This is a genomic window from Anaerobacterium chartisolvens (assembly GCF_003337415.1).
GTDB lineage: Bacteria > Bacillota > Clostridia > Acetivibrionales > DSM-27016 > Anaerobacterium > Anaerobacterium chartisolvens.
Genome location: NZ_QPJT01000013.1, coordinates 56,316 through 74,141, shown reverse-complemented (window position 1 = coordinate 74,141; position 17,826 = coordinate 56,316). Strand labels below are relative to the sequence as shown.

16 protein-coding genes and 1 tRNA gene are annotated in these 17,826 nt (G+C 37.4%); 4 read left to right on the top strand and 13 right to left on the bottom strand.

All coding sequences use genetic code 11. The features are described 5' to 3' along the window. Positions 1-11 precede the first annotated feature (11 nt). The 3 genes from DFR58_RS12205 (at position 12) to DFR58_RS12195 (ending at position 4,203) form a co-directional block, all read left to right on the top strand. Positions 12-1,415, top strand: a complete 1,404-nt coding sequence (locus DFR58_RS12205) for a MurT ligase domain-containing protein (protein ID WP_114298132.1) — start codon at positions 12-14, stop codon at positions 1,413-1,415. Between the two features lie 26 nt (positions 1,416-1,441). After that, a complete protein-coding gene (locus DFR58_RS12200; protein ID WP_114298131.1) occupies positions 1,442-2,188 on the top strand; it encodes a type 1 glutamine amidotransferase in 747 nt (248 codons plus the stop codon). A gap of 152 nt (positions 2,189-2,340) precedes the next feature. Then, entirely contained in the window at positions 2,341-4,203 is a 1,863-nt protein-coding gene (locus tag DFR58_RS12195) for an LTA synthase family protein (RefSeq protein WP_114298130.1), read from the top strand. 180 nt (positions 4,204-4,383) lie between these two features. Here the strand turns inward: DFR58_RS12195 and DFR58_RS12190 are convergent, their stop codons facing one another. The 3 genes from DFR58_RS12190 to DFR58_RS12180 all read right to left on the bottom strand — a co-directional run bounded on the left by DFR58_RS12190 (position 4,384) and on the right by DFR58_RS12180 (position 7,236). Further along, on the bottom strand, positions 4,384-5,034 hold the full coding sequence (locus DFR58_RS12190; protein WP_114298129.1) for a response regulator: 651 nt from the start codon (positions 5,032-5,034) through the stop codon (positions 4,384-4,386). Next, complete coding sequence (locus tag DFR58_RS12185) at positions 5,027-6,199, bottom strand: sensor histidine kinase (RefSeq protein ID WP_114298128.1); 1,173 nt, start codon at positions 6,197-6,199, stop codon at positions 5,027-5,029. The genes DFR58_RS12190 and DFR58_RS12185 overlap by 8 nt, the downstream gene beginning before the upstream one ends. A gap of 134 nt (positions 6,200-6,333) precedes the next feature. Next, the gene (locus tag DFR58_RS12180; protein WP_114298127.1) at positions 6,334-7,236 is read right to left on the bottom strand and encodes a DUF368 domain-containing protein; all 903 of its coding nucleotides are present in this window, start codon (positions 7,234-7,236) and stop codon (positions 6,334-6,336) included. A gap of 201 nt (positions 7,237-7,437) precedes the next feature. Between DFR58_RS12180 and DFR58_RS12175 the strand changes: the two genes are divergently transcribed. Then, positions 7,438-7,513 (top strand) — tRNA-Lys (locus tag DFR58_RS12175). A gap of 327 nt (positions 7,514-7,840) precedes the next feature. Here the strand turns inward: DFR58_RS12175 and DFR58_RS12170 are convergent. From DFR58_RS12170 to DFR58_RS12130, 10 genes are all read right to left on the bottom strand, one after another. Continuing rightward, positions 7,841-9,463: a S8 family peptidase gene (locus DFR58_RS12170; RefSeq protein WP_114298126.1), complete on the bottom strand. Its 1,623-nt coding sequence runs from the start codon at positions 9,461-9,463 to the stop codon at positions 7,841-7,843. Then, positions 9,460-9,594 carry a hypothetical protein gene (locus DFR58_RS22510; protein ID WP_278278811.1) on the bottom strand — a complete coding sequence of 45 codons (135 nt, stop codon included), beginning with the start codon at positions 9,592-9,594 and terminating at the stop codon, positions 9,460-9,462. The genes DFR58_RS12170 and DFR58_RS22510 overlap by 4 nt, the downstream gene beginning before the upstream one ends. A gap of 16 nt (positions 9,595-9,610) precedes the next feature. Next, a complete protein-coding gene (locus DFR58_RS12165) occupies positions 9,611-10,738 on the bottom strand; it encodes a TIGR04066 family peptide maturation system protein (RefSeq protein ID WP_114298125.1) in 1,128 nt (375 codons plus the stop codon). Then, the gene (gene ccpM, locus DFR58_RS12160; RefSeq protein ID WP_114298124.1) at positions 10,731-12,206 is read right to left on the bottom strand and encodes a Cys-rich peptide radical SAM maturase CcpM; all 1,476 of its coding nucleotides are present in this window, start codon (positions 12,204-12,206) and stop codon (positions 10,731-10,733) included. The genes DFR58_RS12165 and ccpM (DFR58_RS12160) overlap by 8 nt, the downstream gene beginning before the upstream one ends. 133 nt (positions 12,207-12,339) lie before the next feature. Beyond that, positions 12,340-12,534 carry a CLI_3235 family bacteriocin precursor gene (locus DFR58_RS12155; RefSeq protein ID WP_114298123.1) on the bottom strand — a complete coding sequence of 65 codons (195 nt, stop codon included), beginning with the start codon at positions 12,532-12,534 and terminating at the stop codon, positions 12,340-12,342. 123 nt (positions 12,535-12,657) lie between these two features. Further along, positions 12,658-14,424 (bottom strand): ABC transporter ATP-binding protein, encoded by a 1,767-nt coding sequence (locus DFR58_RS12150; protein WP_114298122.1) that lies wholly within the window; start codon positions 14,422-14,424, stop codon positions 12,658-12,660. Beyond that, on the bottom strand, positions 14,421-14,705 hold the full coding sequence (locus DFR58_RS12145) for a peptide maturation system acyl carrier-related protein (RefSeq protein WP_114298121.1): 285 nt from the start codon (positions 14,703-14,705) through the stop codon (positions 14,421-14,423). Before DFR58_RS12145 ends, DFR58_RS12150 begins: the two co-directional genes overlap by 4 nt. 17 nt (positions 14,706-14,722) lie before the next feature. Beyond that, on the bottom strand, positions 14,723-15,844 hold the full coding sequence (locus tag DFR58_RS12140; protein ID WP_170138141.1) for a TIGR04066 family peptide maturation system protein: 1,122 nt from the start codon (positions 15,842-15,844) through the stop codon (positions 14,723-14,725). A 36-nt stretch (positions 15,845-15,880) separates the two neighbouring features. After that, on the bottom strand, positions 15,881-17,311 hold the full coding sequence (gene ccpM / locus DFR58_RS12135) for a Cys-rich peptide radical SAM maturase CcpM (RefSeq protein ID WP_114298119.1): 1,431 nt from the start codon (positions 17,309-17,311) through the stop codon (positions 15,881-15,883). 138 nt (positions 17,312-17,449) lie between these two features. Next, complete coding sequence (locus tag DFR58_RS12130; RefSeq protein ID WP_114298118.1) at positions 17,450-17,587, bottom strand: CLI_3235 family bacteriocin precursor; 138 nt, start codon at positions 17,585-17,587, stop codon at positions 17,450-17,452. Positions 17,588-17,826 lie beyond the last annotated feature (239 nt).

Genomic DNA, 17,826 nt, shown 5'->3' with positions numbered 1-17,826 from the left:
CAGGAGTGTGTATGAATATTAGACTTATTTTTACAATAGCTGTTTCCAAAATTATAATCAAAGCCTGCAGGCTTGTTAAATGGGGGGGCACCAGCCTTCCGGGAGAAATTGCAAGAAAGCTTTATCCTGATGTCATAAAGGAAATAACCAAAGATTTTAATACAATTATGGTTACCGGTACCAATGGAAAAACCACAGCCACGCGCATAATAAGCCGGATGCTGAGTGAGAATAATATTTCCCATATTACCAATAAATCCGGTGCAAATCTCGTAGACGGAATTACTACAACGTTTATAGAGAATGTGGATCTTATGGGTAAAAGCAATGTCAAAAACGCCCTGATAGAGATAGATGAAGCTGCCTTCAATAAAATGACGGATCATCTTCAGCCAAATATACTTGTAATTACCAATTTTTTCAGGGATCAGCTGGACAGATACGGCGAGCTCTACTCCACATTAAAGAAGGTCAAGGCGGGCATAGATAAATCTCCCTTTGTAAAGCTTATACTTAACGCAGATGACTCCCTTTGTGCTTCATTGGGAAAAGACAGCCTCCGTCCCGCCGTTTATTACGGGGTGGACAGCAATGCCTTCAATTACTCCGATAAGTCCTCAAATTCCGATGCCGCTTTCTGCATATACTGTAAAACAAGATATGAATACTCCTACAGAACCTATGGACACCTTGGGGGATTTCATTGTCCCGGCTGCGGCTACCAAAGGCCCGATACACAAATAACCTGTACAGGCATAGACAAGCTGACCAGCTCCTATTCAAGCATTAAATACACAATGGACAATGCCGCGGATTTCTCTCAGGACAACATGTATTGCGCCAAAATCAACCTTCCCGGGCTGTACAACATATATAATTCTCTTTCCGCGATAGCAGTTGGAAGCCTTATGGGAATACCCCACGAAAGCATTTCGACGGCTTTGGAGAATTTTGAGTGCGGCTTTGGCAGAATGGAGACAATAAAATCAAACGGAAAGCAAATAAAGCTTATTCTGGTAAAAAACCCTGCGGGGTTTAATCAGGTTATCAACTATCTTCTGACAGAGGAGCAAAGCATTTCTCTGGCAATCCTCATTAATGACAGGCTGGCTGACGGTACTGATGTTTCCTGGCTTTGGGATGTCGATTTTGAAGCATTGCAAGACATTCAGGACAGGCTGTGCAATGTCTATACCTCTGGAACAAGGGCTGAGGATATGGCGGTAAGGCTGAAATATGCCGGAGTATACACCGATAAAATTAAGATATTGCACGACTATGAGGAGCTTTTGAGGGAGGGCCTTTTACGGACACCCGAAGGACACAGCCTTTATATCCTTCCCACCTATACCGCAATGCTGGGAATCAGAAGGGTGCTAAAGCAAAAATTCAACCTCAGGGAATTCTGGAAATAGAGATATTAAATAAGGAGAATTAAAACATGTATGAAATAAACATATGTCATATGTACCCCGATCTATTAAATATTTACGGAGACAGAGGAAATGTAATTACTCTTGCCAGAAGATGCCAATGGAGAGGAATTAGGGCCAATATACATAGTGTAACTCTTGGAGACAGCTTCTCTTGTGAGAATTATGATATTATCTTTTTGGGAGGCGGACAGGATTATGAGCAGGAAATAATACAGCATGACCTTTTGAAAAACAAAGGCACTGAAATTAAAAATGCAATCCAAAACAATAAGGTTGTGCTTACCATATGCGGAGGGTACCAGCTTCTGGGGAAATATTATAAGACATGGGACGGGAAGGAAATCGAATTCCTAGGTGCTTTAGATCTCTGGACAATAGGAGGTGAAAAAAGAATGATTGGAAATATTGTATTCGAATGCGAATTTCTGAAATCGGAGCTTTGCTCGGGACAGGTAGTAGGGTTTGAAAATCATTCGGGCAGAACATATTTAGGGCGTGAGGTAAAGCCCCTCGGCACTGTTATAAAGGGCTATGGCAATAATGGAGAGGATTCATGCGAAGGCGCCATATACAAAAACACCTTTTGCTCTTACTCCCACGGAAGCCTTCTTCCTAAAAACCCTGCATTGTCGGATCATCTGATAACAATAGCTCTGAAAGAAAAATATAAGGATTTCGTGTCCCTTCAGCCGCTGAACGATGAATTGGAAACTCTGGCGCACAACAGTATGATAAGTGTAATAACAGGATAGTATAAAATTTATATTAACAATTCATTTTGCATAATCGAAAGCTAAATATTTCTGATATAATATTACATAAGAATAATTCAAAAATCATATTGCATAAATAATTCAGCATAATTCCAGTTTGAATATAATATTTAAAAATCGGGGGGCTTCAATTGTTACCAAATATTGATGTTTTTAAAAAAACCATGCTTTCTAAAGGCTATACCTTTATTGAGCTTCTTTTCTATCTGGCGTTTTTAACAGCCTTGACACTTAAATGCTTCTATTTTCAGTTTACCACCAGATTAAACATACCGCCGTTTTCACATGTGCTCAATGTTAAAATGGTTATATCTACAATAGGAGTTATTTTAATAATTGCGTCCTTTATTTTTCTGCTGTTCAATAAAAAGAGGCTATGGGTACTATTAATTGTCAACATTATTTTGTCCACGGTAATTATCGCCGACACCTTATACTTCCGCTATTACAATAACCCAATTACAATACCTGTGTTGCAGCAAATCGGCCTTGTGGGGCCTCTTGGGGACAGCATCACAAATCTTATAAGGCAAAAGGACATTATATTTGTCTTAGACCTTCCATTTTTGCTGGCAGGCGCATTAATATTAAAAAGGGACAGGCTTTTAGGCTTTAACAAGCTAAAAAGGCTGGTAATCTTTATGGCCCTCTTTTTAATTGGTGTGGCGTCCTTCGGTGTTGTATATGCAAACACACATAAAGACATCTTCTCCTTTGATAAAAATTATATTGCTGTCCGTCTGGGCATACTCTATTACCATGCAGAGGACACCAAAAGCTTTATAAAGGAAAACATCCTCACAAGCCGCTCTGTGTCTCAAGAGGAACGGGCTGCAATAGACGAATTTTTCAGCAGCAGGGAACCGCAGGGCACTGATTTCAACGGCTTTGCAAGGGGCAAAAGCATCATAATGGTTCAGAGTGAGGCTTTGCAGGAGTTTTTGATTAACAAGACGATAGAGGGAAAAGAAATCACCCCCAACTTGAACAGTCTGATAAAGGACAGCCTCTATTTTGACAACTTCTATTTTCAGGCTGCCGGAGGAAAAACCTCCGATGCGGAGTTTCTCGCCAATACCTCACTGTACCCGTTGAAGGAAGGAGCCGTGTATTTCAGATACCCTTCAAATACCTATCTTTCACTCCCCAACCTTCTTAAAGCACAGGGCTATACCTCGGCATCCTATCACGCATACGACCCCAGCTACTGGAACAGGTCAACGGCATATAGGGCTATAGGATTTGATGCCTTTTACAGCAGGGATGATTTTGAGCCCGGTGAAAAAACGGGCTGGGGCTTAAGCGATGCCGGAATGTTCACACAGGCCCTCGATAAAACCGACACAAGCAAGCCCTTTTACAGCTTTCTGGTAACGCTGTCCTGTCATTATCCCTTTGATGATTATGAAAATTACGACTTTGATGTGGGAGAGTTTGAGGGGACATTTCTTGGAAACTATATAAAGGGCCAGAATTATGCGGATGCCTGCATAGGCATATTGATAGAGCAGCTAAAGGCACGGGGACTGTATGACGACACTCTTTTGCTGCTATATGGAGATCATTACGGGATACCCAGACTGGAGGGAGGAAATGACCTGATGAAATTCATGGGTGTTAAAAACAACAGCTTTGAGTGGGCAAAGCTGCAAAAGGTTCCATTTATAATACACTATCCCGGCCTGAAAAACGGACAAACCGACAACACTGTCTCTGGCCAGATTGACATACTTCCCACCATAGCCAATTTGATGGGCTTCGAAGCACCGTTTGCTATGGGCAAGGATCTGTTAAATACCGATAAGGGATATGCTGTGCTGAGAAACAGCTCGGTAATTACCGACCGCTACATTTATTGGAGTAAGGATGAGACAATCTACGATATCCAAACGGGCCAGCCTGCAGAGCATGGCAGATATGATGATGAACTGGAACAGTATCAGGATCAGCTCAAAATTTCCGATATAATCATACAGAAGAATGCTTTTAAGTAAGCAGCTCCACCCCTTTATTTAAGACGGTTTTAATGCTTTAAGCTTACAATTAAAATGCCCCGGCAAATTTCGCCGGAGCATTTTTTTAGGGGGTCAAAATGTATTTTGTGAGGCATTAATAATTATTCGCAAATTTTACTTTATATATACATATAAATATAAATTTTTTTATAAAAAGCACTAGCTTTTTATATTGTGCTTAAACGCGTATATGGCTGCTTGAGTCCTGTCGGAGACATTAAGCTTTTTAAATATGTTGGACACATGATTTTTCACCGTCTTCTCACTTATATAAAGCTCTTTTGCTATCTCCTTGTTTATCATCCCCTCGGCAATCAATTCAAGCACCTCTATTTCCCTTGCCGTAAGTAAATTTTCCTCGCCCTTTTCCTTTTCATGCAGCGTTACACGGTTAAACTCCTTAACAAGCTCCGTCGTCATATTTGCCTGTATATAAGACTGACCGTTAAATACATTCCTTATTGCCTCTATAAGCACCGAAGGCTCGGCATCCTTTAAGACATAACCCTCGGCTCCCATTTGTACGGTTTTGAAAAGATATTCTCTATCCTCATGTATAGTAAGAACAATTATTTTGGAAGGCAGCCTCTCAAGCTTTATTTCCTTAATTGCTTGCAGCCCGTTTATTCCGGGCATGTTAATATCCATAAGTATTACGTCGGGCTTTTTCTCCCTTGTGAATTTAACAGCCTCATCACCGTTGCAGGCCTGAGCAATAACGCTTATGTCATCCTCCAGCTCAAGTATTTGCTTCAAGCCCTGTCTGAACATTGAGTGATCATCTGCTATCAATACGTTTATATTAGACATTATGAACCTCCTCCTGAAGTAAGGGTATAGAAACGTTCAGCCTTGTACCCTTACCTATCTCTGAAGCTATTTTAAATTCACCGCTTAAAAGATCTATTCTCTCTTTCATACTCAAGAGGCCAAAACCACTATTTACATCCTCTGTTCTTATCTTTATCTCGTCCACATTAAACCCATCCCCATCATCATATATATAAAGCTTTAAATCCTCATCCATAAACTCCAAATTCACAGCTACATTCTGTGCTTTAGAATGCTTTCGGATATTGCTTAATGCCTCCTGAACAATCCTAAAGACAGTAAGCGATATTACAGGCTTAATATCGTCATACACACCTATTGTCTTTAATGAGGCGGCAATTCCCGTATCCTCTCCAAATGTGGCAATATATCTCTGAAGAGTGGGGACTAATCCCAAATCATCCAAAGACATAGGCCTAAGATTATATATTATTTTCCTTACATCGTGGAGACTATCTCTGACAATCTTTTTCAAATTCTGAAGCTCAATTTTAGCCCTGATTATGTCTACGTCGATCAGTCTTTCGCATATCTCAGCCTTCAGCACGACATTTGACATTGATTGTGCCGGCCCGTCATGCATGTCCCTTGCAACCCTCTGCCGTTCCTCCTCCTGCGCTTGTATTATCCTCAGCCCCAGAAGCTGCCTCTGGTTCATATCGTCAAGCTGAACGCTCAATTGCTGCAAATCGCCTGTCAGACAGCCCAGTGCCACTCCAACATGGGATATGAGGCTGTCCGCCTTCTGCACAGTTCTAATTGATTCCTTTATTCTTATCTCAATGTCGTTTCTGCGCCTGATCAGGTGTTGTTCCTGCTCACGCTTTACTGCTAACTCTATACGAAGATTATCGGCTTTTTCGTAAGCCTGCTTTAGTTCTTCCTGAGAATACTTTTCATGATTTTTGCTCACCAGAAGGAGCCTTCTCTTTCTTTCCTTTAATTCAGATTCTATAAATATTACACTTTCTATCAGCTCCTTTACATTAACCTTCAGCATATTAAGCTCTTCCTCGAGCCTTTTGCATTCCTTTTTCGCGCCTTCGGCTATGTCATATATCTCATTTTTAGAAAGGGTAATGGCTTCAATTGCTTTTTTTAGTATTTTATCAAGCCTTACTGCATCAACTTTATTTTTACTCATTTACAGATTCCTCTTTACATTTATAAGGATGTCCCAGCACCTTTGTAATATTATACCACACATATTTTTCAAAGGAAATTGCAATATAAAATGAAAAACAAATTGCTATAGTATGTAGCGATAAAGATTTTGTTCTATGTATTGTCATCGCTGCCAAGCAGGAATGAAACGGCAAAGCCAAGGCAAAAGGCTATGGCGGCAGCTAATCCGCTCCAGATTGATACCGAAGATATGCCCGCTTCATATATCATGGCGACGGGTGAGCCAAAAATCAGCCCGAAGATGGCAAAGTAGGTTAATACAGGGGCCCTTGCAAATAATAGCTCAATCAGCTTTGCCACCAGGCCTATGCCTGCCAAAACTCCTATACCGAACGGCAATAGCACCGCTGTCCCATGGATTAGGGCAGGGATGTCAAAATGAAGCAGGGCTGAAATAAAATTGCTTATGCTGCTTATTATTATTCCGTAAAAGCCCAATATCATCATTACGAGAGAGCCGCTTACACCGGGTATTATCATAGTGGCGGATGCAATTATCCCCACAAAAAACAACAGAACAACTGTACCGGGATTGACAGCTATGTCGGTAGCCGAGCCTTCACTCCCGTTAAGGAATGCCATTGCTGAAACCACAAGGAAGAACACTGCAAATACCGCAACATTTGCCGCAGTGAGCTTGGCCCCTTTTATCCTCTTTGCCAGAAGCGGTACTCCACCCATAATCATTCCGATGAATAATGTGCTGGTTTGCAGGGGATAAGCGCTTAAAGCATATTTTACAACAAAGGATAAGAGCGCTATGCCAATAGCCGCTCCCACCCCATAAGGAAGCAGAGTCAAAATGCTTTGCCTGATATTTTTACGGAACCCGGTAAGTGCCCTGATTATTTTATCATATACTCCCATGGATACCGCCATTGTGCCGCCGCTGACCCCTGGAATTATATTGGCAATGCCAATTAATATCCCCTTCAGGAATTCCTTGACGATATTCATATTGTTTTTCGCAGACCTTTGATTTTTATTTAAAAGCAACGGTATTATTCCCCCTTCTTACATTATCATTTGTGCTCCTTTATAGATAAGGAAGCACTGATACCTTCGTGATATTATATCATATATTTTTCATGTAGAAATTATAATATAAAGCCAAAGAAAAAATTTCTTATTTTTATTTATTTTATTGTTGACAAGATAAGATTTTGCTCTTATAATATAAAAGTGTTCGGAAGACATGCGCCATTAGCTCAGTTGGTAGAGCACCTGACTCTTAATCAGGGTGTCCCGGGTTCGAATCCCTGATGGCGCACCAAAAGGAAACCGCTTATCTTTATATGATAAGCGGTTTCCTTTTTTTCTTTCAATATATGTTCTAAAATACTTTAAACTGCTGAAAAAGTTGTGACAGGGTTGTGAAAAGACTTCTTCCTCAACAACGCTCATCTATACCTACTTATCCCATGCCTATTTATCTATATAATAAGCATTTTCTAAATATTTTACATAAAGCATAGCAGCTAAAAAGTAAGGTTTATACAGGTATACAGTGAAATTTTATCTTCAATTTTTTTGGAACATGCTTGTCAAGGCGCAACGTCACTGCACAAACCCCAACTTCCCCGGTTGAGTCAATTGGAATTCATGTAATCAAGCTTTCTTCTTCCGAAAACATCTCAATAATATATTTGTATAAAACCTCAATATAATATTCCTGTGAACTATCTACTATTTTATATGCGGTATTCTCACGGCTGCCCCTTGAAGTTATAAGTATTATTTTACCTTCCGTATCCAAATTGGCAATATTCTCACTGATGCTACTTTTTTCACTTAGTATAACCACATTTATGTCCACCTCATATTTCTCTTCCAGTCTTTTTAAATAATCATATTTCTTATCTGTTCCGCTGATACCTAAAAGAATTATGTCTGGGTTATATACTCTGTTAATATGTTCTAAAGAAATATGTTTTTCTTCATTCAAGCATATATATTCCACTCCTGCTGCAATTCCTAAATATGAATCCGATACCGCAATAGCATTATAGTCATTTATACGAAAAACTTCCTGCAATTTGCTTATGCAATTTAGGAATTCCTTGCCATCAAAATCATAAACAGCAATTATTGGCACTTCAATAAATGCTGTTTCGCCACCTGTGAGGCTTCCATATACAGATGGATGGAATATTTTTATTCTTCTTCTGGAAATATCCTTGAAAATGTTCCAATCCTGTGAATTTTCATAGAGGTAAACCAAATTTTTACCCATACTCTCCATCGTATTAACCAGCTCAAATAGTCCAACATTGTCAACCGTAGTATTTGAATCATGTATTATTACTGCAATTGTATCAACTTTGCTCAAGACAGTCTTACTTTTCTTTATGTATTCATTAACCTGTTCTATTGCCCCTTCTTTATCTGTACATTCAATTGGGACTGTTTTTTTTACTGTGAATTTATACGGTATATGCATCTTCGAGTTGTTGGCACAATTTATATCAAACAGCAATGCATTTTCTACCCAATTAATATCCTTGCATATATTTGAAGAGTATGTATGCGGCAAAATATTCACTGCACCTTCCTCAATCCTGTTTTTGACTTCTTCAAGGGATAAGGATGGATTTTTCAATAAAATATTGTACACAATCGCAGTTATCATAGGCGCCGCAAAGCTGTTGCAACAAGATGTGGTTTTCACTGTGCCATCATATTTCACAATTAAATGAGATGAACAGGACGTTATTTCAATTCCATCCAACGGATAAGGATTATGCCTATACTGGCCTTCTTTTAACTGCTCTTCAGAGTCACCTTTTACACCTATAACATTTGACAAGGACGCTGGATAGGTGTATACGTTTTTGTTATTACAGGCAGCTACAATGATTACGCCTTTTTGGTCAGCATAATCCACGGCCTTCCTCACCTCTTCATAATCTCTAAAGTCGGTAGTTCCAAGGCTTAAGTTCACAAGCTTTATATCATTGTCCGCACACCAGAGCAAAGCCGTTACCAGTTGGTCCCTTACCCCTCGCCCCTTATCATTCAGTACCTTTATGCTGACTATTTCAGCATCAGGGCTATATTTTTTTATGATTGCTCCACAGGTAGTGCCATGGCTGGGTAAGTACCTGTCATATCCAGTCCTCTCTACAAATTCAAGTGTAGGTGTAATTTCCATAGTATATTTCAGATGACCAATATTATAAAGCCCTTCATTTATACCATCATCTAATACTGCAACCGCTATCATGATATCTTTACACGGCCGGTAGATGCATTGTTTGAATCTAATTCACAATGAATCATATGTACAATATCAGACAAATCCATATTAAATCTTTCCTTAATTATCATTAACAACCTTTCCATATTTTCATCCATACTTATTTTTCTCCTCTTAGACACACTCGGTTTCTCCATATTCAACAAGCTTATTAATCAAGCAATTTGTGATACCATCAGCACCTTCTCTATTGAGTACATTAAAAAGCGGAGTATCAAGCTTTTCATAGGCCCTCAACTTTTCATCAATGAACCTTGAATTAAGCGAAGTATATACCATCTTGTCATTATTTTTTGAATCGTTCCAATCAAACATGATATTGCCCATGTTGTAGCAATCTACTTTACAGCCAAGCCTATATCTAACAGCTTCGGCCGTCCTGCTGAAATATTCCGGATAATATTCCGCGTAATAACAGCAAAAAATACTCGTATCAGGCGTTACAGCCTGTGATATTTCATATGCGAGAATACCAAATCTATTCGGCAACATGTTATTAAATGGCATAATTCCACCAGGAACTCCTATAATGATTACATTGGGACACTCGTCTTTTTCCAGCTTCTTAATAAAACGATTAAACAGTACGATCTTATTCGTTTCAGATATTGTATTACTGTACATGAACCTTGGAAAAGAGTGAAAGCCTAACAGCTCACAGTATCCTCTTGTACCCACCTGGGTTATTTTATATCCCATTTTCAGAATATTCTCTCTCAGCGCAAGCTGAATCTCAAACTTATTTGCCCTTTCACCAGTTCCCATGACAAAAATTACAGGGGTGTCAATATCATATAGAAACTCATTTTCAGCCTCAATTCCATGAAAAGCTTGCACCATATCGGAGTAATTGTAATACTTAAAATTTACGTTACGGGCTTTACACTCTTTTGAAATTGTATTATATGCATCATTTTGCAATGGGAGGGTGAATACTATATCCTTACCGCTCTCTACGGCTTTCATAACCTTAGGCATTATAATTTTTTCAAACTCCAATTCGCTTCGCGATTCACTGAACAGGACAGCATCACATAAGTCTATACTACTGTCAAAGTCACTGGTGATATTGATGCCTAAATAACAACCGTTGTCAGCCTCCCCTGCGTCCTTGCCCGTTAGCCCCCACCCGCGGGGGGATACTAGCCCTACGACCTCATATTCCTTTAATAGCTCCTTATGCCTCAGGACAGGACTAAACTGTTCATCATATGGATATATAATTATTTTTTGCTTATTCATCAAATCCCCCCATCAAAATATACCCGTAATTATTTTCAAAGTTGTGTCCGAATTCATTAAGCGTACAATAGTCTTTAAAGTTTTGTTCTTGTGATGCCCTGACAGCATTACAATTTGAAAGCTTTACAGCGGGAGATAATCCTTTTGTATCATCCGCCATTGCTGCACATAAAGTACAAAACCTGAAAGCCCAGCAATCCAGACAGCTTTCTTTGGTTATCCTTCCGACGTTCAGAAGATTACGGACTTTTTCAATATTGAATCCGGTATCAATGTGTCCGATTCTCATCACTTCAGAATTTTCGGACACTTTCTCACAGGGATAAAAATTTCCGTTTACATCTACAAACAATCTTTGTGCACCGGGAACACAAGGACCTCCATGGTGTGCTTTTTCGGACAATTCCTCCGTGCGTTCTCTTTCTTTAAAAATTTTCATTCTCAACATTTCATAGTTGCTTGTTACCAATTTTGACACATATTTCTCATCAAGTCTATTGACTTTATTAAGGTATAACTTAAATAATTCATATTTTATATTAATATCATATTCCTCAGATGACTTGCTTTCAACCTTTGCGTAATGCGTTGATATGCCGCTTGCATTTATCATAGAATCCTTAATAATATCATAAGTGGTAAAAAATTCGTTTACACAATTAAAATTGTTATTTCTATCTAAAACAACATTAAACACCACTTTTTTAAAGTACTCCGGATAACCATCCTTAAAAAACTCCAGATTTTTGTTTATACTTTCAAATGTACCGCAGCCACTTACTGCAAACCTTCTGTTCTTATCATTAATCTCTTTGGGTCCATCAAGGCTGATGGTGATGGTTGCATCATGCATTTCAAAAAACTCTATAATTTCTTTGGTAAACACAGTACCATTCGTAGTAAGGCTAAATGTAACTTTTTTACCTTCAGAAATTTCTTTTGCATAATGAATACAATTTTTTATGAGTTCAAATTCCAAAAGAGGCTCTCCACCATAAAAAGCTATATTTACCCTATCGACATCTCTTGAGTTATCTATCAAAAAACCAATGCTTTTTTGGGCTGTTTCGAGATTCATTCGAAGGTTGGCATGTCCTCTATTTAAATAATTGCCGGAATAAGCACAATATTCGCACCGTAAATTACATTGTTGTGTAACTTGTAAAATAATCATTTTCAATTTATTAGCCAAATGGTATTCCAGTATATCGTTAGCAGGATGAGAAACCTCTTTAATTCTTTTTGATGATAAAAATCCCTTTTCTTTTATCTTTTTTACTGCATTTATGGTATCATTATTATCATTGCTCTCAAAGCATGCTTCATTGTTAACACAGCTTCTTTGACCGCCTTGCAAAAAGTCATAGATTGATTTTTGCGTCTTTATTATTGCGTTTGTATTAACATCATATATATAATGTCCCCCTGGAGTCTTAAAAAGGTGAATAAATGGCTTATCCTTCTTCATAACGATACTCCTTTATTTTTAATGTGTTTTACCACAAATAAAATTTCACTTAGTTATAACATAATTACAGGCAGAGTAATAGACGATATAACCAGAATATTGGTTTATTCTGGTTATATCGTGACACCACTTCCTAACTATTATAGGCATTAATAACCCTAGCCAGGTCTGTACCCATAGCCTTACTGGTACCATTACCTGCATAATATGATGCTGTACCATTGCCTCCACAAGCACAAGGGCAGCCGGAACACGTAGCTGAACAGCTACAACTATAGGCCTCAACTGTCTCTTTAGTTGGTTTTATGTTTTTTCCAAGCTTCTTCATTATCTCACCCCCTTCCCAAACTTCACCATTATAGAAGTTCGCGAATTCTTCTATTACATGGCTTTATTTATTTGAATCCCAGCCCCTCGAGGTTTTAATGAAGGGATCAAACACAAACTAGACTTAAATAGCCTGATTATCCTTAAAAGTTTCGTGGGCCTCCATCATCTTTTTATATTGTTCATTCCTCATACAGAGATCATTATGCTTTCCGATATCAACAATACTGCCATTTTCCAGAACAATAACCTTGCTAACATATTTTAAAATGTCAGGCTTGTGGCTGATAATAATTGCTGTCTTTCGACTAAGCTCTTTTCCTATGAATTTATTAACCGCAGCCTCCGATTCCATATCATAATTTGCAGTTGCTTCATCGAGCACCAGAATTTTGGAAGCCCTGATAATAGCTCTCGCCAAAGCAATTTTTTGTTTCTCTCCTCCCGATACTCCGGTACCGTTTTTACCCACCACAGTCTCATACTTTTCTGGGAGCTTTTCAATAAATTTGTCTATCCCACATTCTTTTACGGCTTTATGTATGTTCAATTCATTTGTTTTTGTATTGAGGGTAATATTTTCTTTTATACTGGCGTTAAATAAATACATATCCTGACTCACAACAGAAATCATGCTTCTGTATTCCCTAAGGTCAATGGAATTTATATCAATTCCATTCAGCAGTATTTTCCCTGAAGTAGGCTGATAAAATCTTAATAAAAGGTTGATAATGGTGCTTTTGCCTGAACCATTTGCACCCACTATGGCAACCTTTTCTCCTTCCCTAATCTCAAAGGAAACCTTGTCCAATATCTGCTTTTCATTGGTATATGAAAATGACACATCTTCATATGTAATAACCACTTCACTGTCTTTGCCGGCGAAACTTTCAGTGCCCCTATTCCTGCCGTAAGGCTCACCTTCTCTGTCCATATAATCAAAATATCTTTTTGCCGATGGTATTATATTCACAAAGTTATACCCAATATTCAGTATGGCTGATATTGGCCCGGTAACATATGAACTATAGGTTATAAAAGCAAATAGCTCTCCTATTGTAAGGCTGTTTTGGAATACAAGGTATGCACCCATAATGTATATTACGTCCATTATTACCTGGAATAATACTGTTTCGGAAAACTCATTCAGCTTATCAATTAATCCCATTTTGATATTGATGTTTATCAGCTCACGTTGGCCTTTTATGAACTTGCCTATCTTTATCCTGTCAAGACCCCAAAGCTTTATTTCCTTGACCCCGGATACAGTATCACCATAGAAAGCAGCAAAATCCTTATTAAGTTTCAAATATTCCTCAAACAGCTGTTTTCTCTTCTTAGCAATATATTTTACAAGTATGTATCTGAAAGGTACAATTACCACTACCATAAGGGTTAATCTCCAGTCTATGAGTAATAGCCCGATAAATCCCCCTACCATCTTAAAAATACTTGATAGTATATAAAATGTGCTGCTGTCACAAATTCTGCCAATATTGCCTACGTCCATCCCTATGGTACTCATAATTTCTGCAGTGTTGGTGTCATTTAAAGACTGCATTTTCATCCTAAGCGTATGTTTAAATGCATTTTTAGATAATGTATATGGAATAATGGAATTAAGGTATATCCGGTTTTTTGTTTCTATAAAACCAAGGCCTTGCTCAATTAAAAGAAGTGCCAATCCCGCAAGGGTAAAAATAATGAGCAGTTTATAATTATGGGCTAATAATCCCCTGTCCATAAGCTGCTGACTGATTCTCGGAATCATCATGCTTATTCCTGCTGATATTAACATACATACCAAAATGAGAGTCACTTTTTTGATGTATGGTTTAAACAAGTATAAAATTCTCTTTATTACTTTTTTATCCTCATTATTAAACTTCATTTAACAGGCTCCAATAATTTTATTTTTATTTGCTTAGATATTACTTCACATATACTATTAAATGTATTAAACCCGCCTGAGGCTATATCATGCTGTGGTATTTGTATATTAAATTCTTTTTCTATATCAAAAAAAACATAGATTAAATCTCTTGCCGCAAGACCTATTTCATTGCCAAGCAGGGGGGAATCTAAAATGCTTTCTTCATAATTATCAAAATTAATATTTAACCTGTTCACAAACAGGCTATTTAACCTGTCGCTTATCCCTGTATCTTTCATAAATCCAACAACCTCCTTTATATAGACTCCACATCACTATAATTTTGCAATCTATTCATTAAATATTCTCCTGTTCGTTCAGCATCCTCACTATTGAGCATATTAAAAACCGGACAATTAAAAAAGCTAAAGCTTTTCTTTTTTTCATTTATCATTTTTGAATCAATGGTAACATATGACATCATACCATTTTGTTTGGAATTGCCCCAATCAAACTTGACATTTGACAAGCTATAGCAGTCTATTTCCGTGGCAAATCTGTATTTTATCATTGTATGTAGCTCTTTGAAGTATTTATCCTGATATTTTTCATAAAAAACGCTCATAACCGCAGTATCAGGTTTAACTGCCATTGAAATTTGAAATGCCGTCATTCCAAATCTATTAGTAAACTTATCATTAAATGGAATAACGCCTCCTGGTATTCCTATTATAATTGCATCTGGCTTCTCACTCATCTCTATGCTTTTCACATAATGATTGAACAAGATGATTTTTTTATAATCTTTAATAGCATTACTGTACATAAATGCAGGCATGGAATGAAAGCCAAGCATTTCGCAATAGCTTCTTGATCCGATTTGACTAATTTTGTAACCCATTTGCATAAAATATTTACGCAGTGAAAGTTGAATTTGAAATTTATTTGTTCGTTCTCCCATACCAATAACAAATATTATAGGAGTATTGATTTTATAGATATCTTCATCTTCGCATTCATCCAATATACATGAATTTCTGTTATTGTAATACTTGAAATAAACACCTTGCTTATCGCATTTTTCAACTATAGAGTCATATAATTCAATATCAATATTCGCCGTACATAAAATATTCTTATGCTTCTCAATAGACATGCTGATTTTTGGGTACAGTATTTTTGCAGGATTTACTGGTATATGGGATTCGCTGAAAATAACAGTATCGCAATTATCCAGCAATAAATCGAAATCACTATGGATATCTATACCTATCGGCTCTCCACAATCGGCAATTCCAGCATCTTTTCCGCACAATCCCCACCCGTTTGGCGATGACAATGACACAATATCGTAGTTACCCAGCATGGCTTGATGCCTTAAAATTGGTGCAAATTCAACGTCGAAAGGATAAACCATTACTCTTTCCCTTTTGGGCATTATTACTCCCCCCTGGTATTTCATATTTTTAATATCTTAATAATTATTCATGTTATCCTCAAAATTGCACCCAAACTCCATGAGAGTACAGTAATCTTTTATACTCTCCTGACTTGTCTTTATTACGTTCGGACAGTGTAACAATTTATTTTCAGCAGATAACCCCTTTATGTCGTCTGCTGAAGATGCACATAAGGTACAAAATCTGAAAGCCCAGCAATCTTTACATTTATCTTCGGTCAGCCTGCCTATATTTAATAATTTCGAAATTTTACTCATATCAAACCCGTTTTCTATGTCTCCTATTTTCATCATTTCAGAAATTTCACTTACTCTTTCGCATGGGTAAAATTTTCCATTTATATCCATGAACAGTTTGTGTGCACCGGGGATACATGGCCCGCTATGATGAAAATCATCAGCCAGTCTTTCCGTCATTACACGATTGTCGTGCATAATAGCCCATATTTGATCATAATATGGCGTGACAAGCTTTGAAACATATTTTATATCCAATCGGCCTACTTTAGATAAAAATAATTTAAAAATTTCATATTCACGTTTAACAACATAATCATCTGATATATTTATTTTTTCCTTTGAATAATCACCGTTGATTTCTGATGAAGTTATCATAGAGTCTTTAATAGTTTCATAGCTTGTAAAGAATTCATTAGTACAGCTAAAGTCATTCTGTGGATCCAATACGGCATTAAAGCTTATTTTTTTAAAATACGATGGGAATTCAGCCTTTATTTTCTCCAAGCCCTCCATGATTCTATTAAATGTTCCCCCACCGTCAGCGGCAAACCTTCTGTTCCTGTTATGTACCCCCACAGGTCCATCAAGGCTGATCAGCAAACTTACATCATGCTCCTCAAAAAACTCTATAGAAGCGTGATCTAAAAGAGTTCCATTAGAAGTAATACTAAAAGACAAGCTTTTACCCTCTGCTTTTTCTTCAGCGTATAATATGCATTTCTTTATTAATTCAAATTCCAGCATTGGCTCTCCCCCATAAAAGCCTACATTTATTATTCTGGAGTCATTGGAATGACTGATTAAAAAATCAATACCTTTTTTTGCTGTGTCAAAGCTCATATTCTGATTAGAGTGCTTTCTATTTAAATAACTTCCCGAATACACACAATAGTTGCATCTTAGATTACATTGCCGGGTAACCTGAAGGGTAATTGAGCGAACAGCACTATTTAAAATATATGGAAGCAACTCACTTTCAGCATGTATAACCTGCTGAACTCTATTAGAAGATAGCAACCCGTCTTCCATCATTTTTAATATCGTGGCGGCATCTTCACCTTCTTGGCTTTCTGCAGACCAGTTCTCTTCAAGCAACATATAATATACGGATCTCCTAACTCTCAAAATGCGATTTGTATTTACATCGTATATATAGCACCCATCACGTGTCTTGAACTGGTGAATAAAAGGTTTATTCTTAAGCATACAAATTCTCCTTGTACAATTAGTCCCTAAACAATTAACAGTACAGTTATAGGATATTTAATATTAAAAGATATGAGGTTATATTGGGAAGCCCTAACCAATGTAGCCTCCCAATATAGCTTTTGAATCAAATATAAGCTAATCTCTGAAATTTCTATTATTAAATCTTGTAGTGTTTTTAATCAGTATGGAGCAAAGATTACATGCGCATACACACTCAGCGAATGCTTCTATGGTTTCATATGTTGTATGTAATTTCTTACCCAGCTTTTTCATATTATTTTCCTCCTTTCCTCTTACCTTTTCTCATGCAGCGCGCTTTACACGATAGTGGTATTTTTATTTGAATCCCAATTACCTTAATGGCCTTAAAGTAACTGAAAGAAACAAGCGGTATATAATTGGAAAACCACTTAAACCACATCTGGATCTTGAAAATTTCTATTTATGATAAGGCAAAATTATTACCTCCATGTCGTTAAATCAGTGTATTTTGTATTTCAATCCATATTATG